The sequence below is a fragment of the Mesorhizobium sp. Arg314 genome (genome assembly GCF_053714275.1).
This window is the reverse complement of sequence record NZ_JBSKBP010000098.1, coordinates 1-7,181: the sequence shown is the minus strand read 5'-3', so window position 1 is coordinate 7,181 and position 7,181 is coordinate 1. Positions and strand designations below refer to the sequence as shown.

The following is a 7,181-nucleotide window of genomic DNA, read 5'->3' as shown; positions in this document are numbered from 1 at the left end:
TCGCGGCGGGCTGACCTCGAGACGGTCGGGAACCGCCTCGATGACATGGAAATTTCTATCATCGTTCATAGACGCAGACATGGAAGTTGACACCGTGAGCTCCTCACCCCCTTCGTTTCGGTGTCTCTATGTCTGGCCAATCCCTTCAAACGGCGCCAGATGGGGTCCCCTCTACGCTCTGATGTCCGTTGTCAAGGTTTGGAGCGCAGGAGACCATCCGATCCGGGGAACGGCTGCTCATTCTGGTAATCGCACATGGGTGGAGGCGGAACTGAAGGACGTCGGTGATCAAGCTCTGATGCGCGGGTTGGCTACCGCATTCCCGATTGTGCGTCCGGGGCTGTTCCTATCTTACTGCGGGCGTCGGTCGATTTGCCGGCCACAAAGCGTCTGACGGGCGTTCCCCTGCCGTGGTCCCGCCTCCGCCCATGTGCGAAAGATGTATGTCGCCGCGGCGGCGACCGATCAGGCTGGTTGCGCCTCCCTTGCAACGGCCCACATGAAGCCGGCCAGCTCACGGGCGATCGCTGTGCAGACCACCGTTGTCTTCTTGCCTCGTCCGCTCAACATTCGATAGCGGGCCGTCAGCCGGGTCTGCGCCTTCCAGGCAATCTCTCGCACCTTTGGCGATGCTTGTTCCAGACGGTAGAGCTTTTTCGCACCGACCCTCGGCGGATGTCTGTAGGTCCAGGCGCTCTCGACCAGCATGTGGCGAACGCGGCCGTTCCCCGCCTTGGTGATGCCGCCCCGTTTGACTGTCTCGCCGGTCGATCGTTCTCCAGGAACGAGGCCGAGATATCCCATGAGTTGGCGCGGACTCTCGAACCTTTGCACGTCGCCAATCTCGGTGGCGAATGTTACGGCGACGATCAGTTCTACGCCGCGCAATGTCTGCAGCGCGCGCACGACCGGCGCCAGCGACCAGGCCGGAACGAACTCCTCGATCACTTGCTCCAGCCGCTCGACCCGCTCTTTCGAGATGCGGACCGCCTCGACCATTTCCTGGAGCGCGATCTGGTGCGCGGGGTGATCGAACGGTTGCTCTTGCAACCAGCGCAGATAGCGCATCGTCCAGCCCTTTTTGCGGGGATAGATACGTCCGTGCTTGAGCATGAAGGCGCTCACATGCTGCCGGTGGACGCGAAGTGTCTCGACCGCGGCCGCCCGAGAGCGGACGAGATCCCGCATGGCTTCGTGACCTTCATCGGGAACCCATACCGCCGTCAGTTCGCCGGCGCGCAGCAGCCGAGCCAACGCAAGGGCATCCCGCCGGTTTGTCTTCACCCGATCGCCAGGCTTCCTCGGGATCAGCGACGGGGCGACCACCATGCATTCATGGCCGAGTGATCGGATCAGCCGATAGAGACCATAGCCGGTCGGGCCGGCCTCGTAGCAGAAATGGACTCGATCGAACTTGGTGGCGATCCGCTGGATAGCTCGGCGCATGCCCGTATTCGATGCGTCGACCTCGCCGAAGAAGCGAACTTCTCCCTCCCGGCCGGAATCGGCAATCGCGATGGCGTTCCTCAGCTTCGCGACATCGATTCCGATAAATGCCTCACTATAGTCTGCCACGGCTCGTCCTCCTGTGATGAGGATCGGCTCGGCCCGTCCGAGCAACCCTCGGACGCGCAGTGTAGGGCGAGCCACCTCACCGACAGAGGCGGACATACGGTCTTACTTTCTTCTTGCCGCCCGTCGTCATGCGGCGGTAGCGGGTGCAAAGCCGGGTCTGCGCCTTCCAGGCGATCTCGCGCACCGCCTTCGGCAGACCCTCGAGGCGGACGCGAATGGGCTCCGTCACCCGGGCGGGATAGCGGTAGGCCCAGGCGCCTTCGATCAGGACGCGGCGCGCACGGCGATTGCCGGCAAGCGTCAGGCCGCCGCGCTTGACCGTCTCGCCGGTCGAGCGCTCCGAGGGCACCAGGCCGAGAAAGGCCATCAGCTGGCGCGGATTGTCGAAGCGGCGGACATCGCCGACTTCGCTGACGAAGGTCACGGCAACGATGAAGGACACACCGCGCAGCGCCTGATAGGCCGCCACCACCGGCGCCATCGACCAGCTCGGCACCAGCTCGGCTAGCTGGGCGTCCGATCGCTCCAGCCGAGCCTGCGCATCGGTGATGACGTCGACCTGGTCCTGGAACACGATCTGCTGGGCCGGATGATCGAACTTCTGCGCCGCCAGCCAGCGGGCATGGGCCCGGCTCCAGTTCTTGCAACCGGTAAAGACCCGGCCATGGCGCAGCAGGAACGAAAGCAGCATCTGGCGCTTCTTGCGCAGATCCTCGCTCGCCGAGGAGCGCACCCGCACCATGTCGCGCACTGCTTCATGCACCGCGTCTGGAACCCAGATTCCCTTCAGTTCTCCGGCCCGCAACAGCCGCGCCAGGCTGACCGCATCGCGCCGGTTGGTCTTAACGCGTTCGCCCGCACGCTTGGGAATCAGCGAGGGCGCAACGACATCGCAGCGCTGGCCGAGCGCAACGATCTGCCGGTACAGCCCGTAGCCGGTCGGGCCGGCTTCGTAGCAAAAGTGCAGGCGCGGACACTTTTGCTCCAGCTTGCGCACGAAGCGCTCCACCGCCGCCGGCGTCGCCTCGATCTCGCCGAAATAGCGGACCTCTCCCTCCCGGCCCCCCTCGGCAATCGCAATCGCGTGCTTGGCCTTCGACACATCGACACCGACGTAAAATACATTATCTTGCTTCATGGCCCGTCCTTCCTTTGCTTGAGGCTCGGCTCGGCACTGCCGAAGCAACCCTCGTTTGCTTTACAGCTACAAAGTCTAGGGACGGGCCGCCGCTCACAACACGGTCATAACGTCTAGGACCTCGTGTCACGGATCGCGATACACCGCAGTTATCTCAGCCTGAAAGCTCGGCCGCGAATAGCGGCGGCGCCACACAAGTAGCTCACCCTCCGACGGATACAACGACAGAGACCGCGAAGCGTGTGATCACCGAGAGCCTTTCAGACATTTCAGAGGCGGCTCGAGCAAATCGTCCCTTCAGCCAAAGCGTTGCTTACTATGATGTCTCAGTTACCTGCGTATATTATGTTTCGGATACCCTCCGCAAACTGGGGACGGTTGCACGCACATCACAAGCACCGGTGCGCGACGCGCCAGCACTACAGCAAGATGCCAAGCGACAGGCGCAACTAATAGACGCCCGGCGCCAAGTGCACGCCGCTGTGCTCACCCCCGAAATGCGGAGAAGCCCCGCCAATCTTACGAGGCATCGAGCGTGTTCCAGCGTGTAGCGAATTTCAGCCGGCACGGTAAGTGAACACACTGCCGAATGGGCGATTCGATTTGATCGACAATAGAACGTAAGGATAATTTATGACCGAAGGGTTTTCCGCAAACGACGCTCTCGAACGCTTCGTCGCACTGACGAAACTGGCCAAGTTGAAGCAGGGCCGGGCCAACCAATCCGGCGAACCATCTGATCTGGCACTTGTTGCTGAAGCCGCGGAGGCTCGTGAACGGGCTACAAGCTATACTGCCGAATGTATCGCCCAGGAGATCTACAAGCGTCAGCCAGCGCTCTTTTCCCCAGAAATTCAGGCTCGTTTTAGTGCAGTAGGCCGCATCGTCGACAAGCACATACAGCCGGGTCCCCAGACACTTGAGCAGAGCCGCGCGCTGATCGAGAGAGCTGAGAAATTTGCCTCCTCCTCTCCCTATCATGAGGGGAACGACGAGACCAACGACAACCAGGGCATCGCGAACTGGTTGAACGCGACCGGCGGATCGGAGAGCCTTCCCAAGTACTTAGCAGCCCGCGAATTGGGCGAACGCCGGATGAGGCCGCCGACCATTCCGTTCACAGCTCAAGACGCCAGGGAGTTGACCGATGAGCTTGGATATTTGTATCAGCAAATTAGGACGCGGCTGCGGACGATAGATCGCCTGTTCAGTGATGAGTCGAACGACCGGATCGGCTGGCAGTTCCAGAGCAACATCGCGTCAGCTTCCCACCAACTGGAAAGCAAACCTGCGGATCCGACGCTCGCGCGGATCGATGCGGAAGCCCGTGAGAGAAAAGAAAGGACAGGACGCGCGATCTCGGACGACCCGTTCTTTGAGTCGTCATCCTCGCCGCCGCCTGTGGTCGCATCGACAGCGCCAAGCAGACAGACGTCCTCACATCGTCGTGACACGATGTCGCCCGACGAGAACGCCTCCTCTGGCAGCCGGCGCCGGTTTGAGGAATACAGCCGCTCTTCCGGCTCATCCAGCACTAACTACGGCGACACGTCGGCGCCGAGAAAGCGGGCACGAGGCGGAGTCCCTGAAGCCAGGACTGCAATTACTGATGTCCGCAATGAAAATGACGAGGGAACTCTGGCTTTCGACCCCGCGACATTCGGATCAGATGGCATTGTACCACAAGAATCTCGTCACTCTCCGGGGTTGAGCACAGCGAATGCTCGGCCCGGCGAGCCTGACAATCAGCGTACTTTCCGCGATCGCGAGGGGACCCGCAGCGCCGGACTGGATGACTGAATGTTCCCGTGCTAAAATAGGTGAGGCGCCTCCTTCATGAATCCGATTTGTGACGTAGCCATCGGTGAAACCGCTGAGGTTTTTGGCTTCATCAGGAATAATGATCACTGGCCGATATCGAAGCGGCGGCGCGCAAGAAGGCGCGCGGCGACAAGCCTAACCTGATCTATCCGCTCGCGGTTGAAGCCGTGAAGCGCATCGAGGCCCTGTTAGATATCGAGCGCGAGATCAAGGGCCTGTCGCCTGCCCAACGCCGGGCGCCAGGAGCGGAGCGTGCCGGTGGTCACCGAGATCGATCACTGGATGATCGAGACGCGCGACAAGGTCTCGCGCGGACACGATCTGACAAATACTTCAACTACATGCCGCGCCGCTGGTCATCCTTCACCCGGTTGCTCGACGATGGGCGGATTTGCCTATCGAACAATGCAGCCGTGTGCGAGCCCTGCGCGGTAAGCATGCGCCTAGGCAGCCTTGTTGAGAACCATTTCGGCGTTCAGCTTTTCGCGTTCGTAATCCGGCAACAGTGCCGGCAGCGGTGCTGGAGAGCTTTGCATGGATGATGAGACCTATGTCCGGCGCCGGCGCTGGAGCATGGAGGAGAAGCGCGCGGTCGTGGCCGAGGCGCGAGCGGTAATGTGATCGCGACGGCGAAGGGGCATGGCATCCAAGCGCAGCAGATCTACCGATGGCGCGAGCGGCTCGATGAACGGCAAAGTCCCACGGCGTTTTTGCCGGTGTCGATTGCGCCGGATTCCGTGCCGCTTAGTCCAACACCGGTGTTGATCAGGGCAGCAAGGATCACAGTTCAGCAGCGATGCTGGATCGCCCGCCGCGGGTCGAGATCGTGTTGTCCGCCGGTCGGCGCGTCATCGCCGAAGGCGGCGTCGATATCGATGTGCTGCTCAGGTTGGCGCGAGGCCTCGAGGCGCTCAGGTGATCCCGGTTCCGGTTGGCGTGAAGGTGTGGCTGGCGACCGGCCACACCGATATGCGCAAAGGGTTCGCCTCGCTGGCGCTTGTGGCGCAGGAGGTCTTGAAGCGCGATCCGCTCGGCGGCCACGTCTTCTGCTTCCGAACGATTTGGCGGCGGCGCATGCGATGATTCTGGCGGAGCGCCAGGCGAGGACCGAGGCGCAAGCCGAAGCCCTCGCCGCGAAGGCCGCAGCATCCTCGACCGAGGTGACGATCGCGCATCTGAAGCTGATGATCGAGAAGCTCAAGCGCGAGCTCTATGGTCAGCGCTCCGAGCGCACCGTGCGCCTCATCGACCAGATGGAACTTCAGCTCGAGGAACTCGAAGCGAAGGCGACCGAGGACGAGCTGGCGGCGGAGGCGATGTCGCGCCAGGCGTCACTGCCTGCAGGGCGCCGCGGTCGCCGCAAGCCCTTCCCGTAGGATCTGCCGCGCGAGCGGATCGTGATCGCAGCGCCGACGCGCGGCTTTGTGGGGCCGAACCTGCTGGCCATGCTGCTGTTCGAGAAGTTCGGCCAGCACCAGCCGCTCAACCGCCAGAGCGAGCGCTACGGCCGCGAGGGCATCGACCTCTCGGTCTCGACGCTCGCCGACCGGGTCGGCGCGGCCACGGTGGCGCTGAAGCCGCTGCGGAAGCCGCTGCGTGAGCTGATCGCCCGGCATGTCATGGCTGCTGAGAGGCTGCACGCCGACGACACGACGGTGCCGATCCTGGCCAAGAGCAAGACCGACACGGGCTGGATCTGGACCCTTCGGTGGCGTCGATCCGCCGGCGGCGCTTTACTTCGCCTCGCGCGACCGGCGGCAAGAGCATCCGGACGCGCATCTCGCGGCTTGGCGCGGCATCCTGCAGGCCGACACCTATGGCGGATACAATGGGCTCTAGGGACCCGCGCGTCCGGGCGGGCCGGTCACGTCGGCGCTCTGTTGGTCCCATGCCCGTCGCGGCTTCTTTGAGCTCGCCGACATCGCCGCGAGCGCACGGCGCGGGCCCGGCACCGCGCCTGTGTCGCCGATCGCTCTGGAAGCGGTGAAGCGCATCGACGCGCTCTTCGCTATTGAGCGCGAAATCAATGGTCTGAGCGCCGACGAGCGCCGCCAGATCCGGCAGGAGCGCAGCCGCCCGCTCGTCGATGACCTGCGCGCCTGCTCGGCGAGCAGCGCGTCACGCTCTCGCGCTCGGCGACCGTCGCCAAACCCATCGACTAATGCTCAGGCGCTGCGACAGCTTTGCGTCGTTCCTCGACGACGGACGAGCCTGCCTGTCGAACAATACCGCCGAGCGCGCGCTCAGAGGTTTTGCCCTCGGTCGAAAAAGCTTGGCTGTTTGCGGGCTCCAGCCGCGGCGCCGAGCGTGCCGCCGCCATGGCGACGCTGATCCAGACCTGCTTATGCCGCGCGCGGCATAAGCAGGTTTGGACTAACCCGCTCCGCTACGCCGGAGCGGCAAGGAAGGTCACGTATTCAGTAAGAGCGCCGACTGCGCGACGATGGGACGGCTGTTTGCAGCCATTCCATCGGACAGAGGAGCTCGTCATGACCCCACTTCGCCAGCGCATGAGCGAGGACATGCAGGTGCGCAATTTCTCGCTCAACACTCAGCTTTCCTATCTGCAACAGGTGTCGCTGTTCGCACGGCACTTCGGCAAATCGCCGGACCTGCTCCGGCGCGAGGACATTCGGACTTATCAGGT

The 7,181-nt window shown here is 62.9% G+C and carries 10 protein-coding genes and 1 pseudogene; 9 read left to right on the top strand and 2 right to left on the bottom strand.

The features are described from left to right. Positions 1–465: 465 nt before the first annotated feature. A complete protein-coding gene (locus ACWGS9_RS33645; protein WP_454509263.1) occupies positions 466–1,575 on the bottom strand; it encodes an IS110 family RNA-guided transposase in 1,110 nt (369 codons plus the stop codon). A 76-nt stretch (positions 1,576–1,651) separates the two neighbouring features. Next, positions 1,652–2,713: an IS110 family RNA-guided transposase gene (locus tag ACWGS9_RS33640; RefSeq protein WP_454509262.1), complete on the bottom strand. Its 1,062-nt coding sequence runs from the start codon at positions 2,711–2,713 to the stop codon at positions 1,652–1,654. A gap of 633 nt (positions 2,714–3,346) precedes the next feature. Here ACWGS9_RS33640 and ACWGS9_RS33635 point away from each other — a divergent pair. The 9 genes and pseudogenes from ACWGS9_RS33635 to ACWGS9_RS33595 form a co-directional block, all read left to right on the top strand. Next, on the top strand, positions 3,347–4,513 hold the full coding sequence (locus ACWGS9_RS33635; protein WP_454509261.1) for a hypothetical protein: 1,167 nt from the start codon (positions 3,347–3,349) through the stop codon (positions 4,511–4,513). A gap of 188 nt (positions 4,514–4,701) precedes the next feature. Beyond that, complete coding sequence (locus ACWGS9_RS33630; protein WP_454509260.1) at positions 4,702–5,076, top strand: IS66 family transposase; 375 nt, start codon at positions 4,702–4,704, stop codon at positions 5,074–5,076. Positions 5,077–5,330: 254 nt separating this feature from the next. Beyond that, positions 5,331–5,453 carry a hypothetical protein gene (locus ACWGS9_RS33625; RefSeq protein WP_454509259.1) on the top strand — a complete coding sequence of 41 codons (123 nt, stop codon included), beginning with the start codon at positions 5,331–5,333 and terminating at the stop codon, positions 5,451–5,453. Further along, positions 5,450–5,617, top strand: coding sequence for an IS66 family insertion sequence element accessory protein TnpB (tnpB, locus tag ACWGS9_RS33620; protein WP_454509258.1), 168 nt, complete (start codon positions 5,450–5,452; stop codon positions 5,615–5,617). Before ACWGS9_RS33625 ends, tnpB begins: the two co-directional genes overlap by 4 nt. Continuing rightward, entirely contained in the window at positions 5,614–5,910 is a 297-nt protein-coding gene (locus tag ACWGS9_RS33615; RefSeq protein WP_454509257.1) for a transposase domain-containing protein, read from the top strand. Before tnpB ends, ACWGS9_RS33615 begins: the two co-directional genes overlap by 4 nt. A 21-nt stretch (positions 5,911–5,931) precedes the next feature. Then, complete coding sequence (locus ACWGS9_RS33610; RefSeq protein ID WP_454509256.1) at positions 5,932–6,444, top strand: IS66 family transposase; 513 nt, start codon at positions 5,932–5,934, stop codon at positions 6,442–6,444. Between the two features lie 10 nt (positions 6,445–6,454). After that, a pseudogene (locus ACWGS9_RS33605) lies at positions 6,455–6,592 on the top strand (hypothetical protein); the annotation flags it as partial. Between the two features lie 28 nt (positions 6,593–6,620). Further along, positions 6,621–6,896, top strand: a complete 276-nt coding sequence (locus ACWGS9_RS33600; RefSeq protein ID WP_454509255.1) for an IS66 family transposase — start codon at positions 6,621–6,623, stop codon at positions 6,894–6,896. A gap of 127 nt (positions 6,897–7,023) precedes the next feature. Continuing rightward, the coding region (locus ACWGS9_RS33595; RefSeq protein WP_454509264.1) for a phage integrase N-terminal SAM-like domain-containing protein at positions 7,024–7,181 on the top strand (158 nt) is incomplete at its 3' end.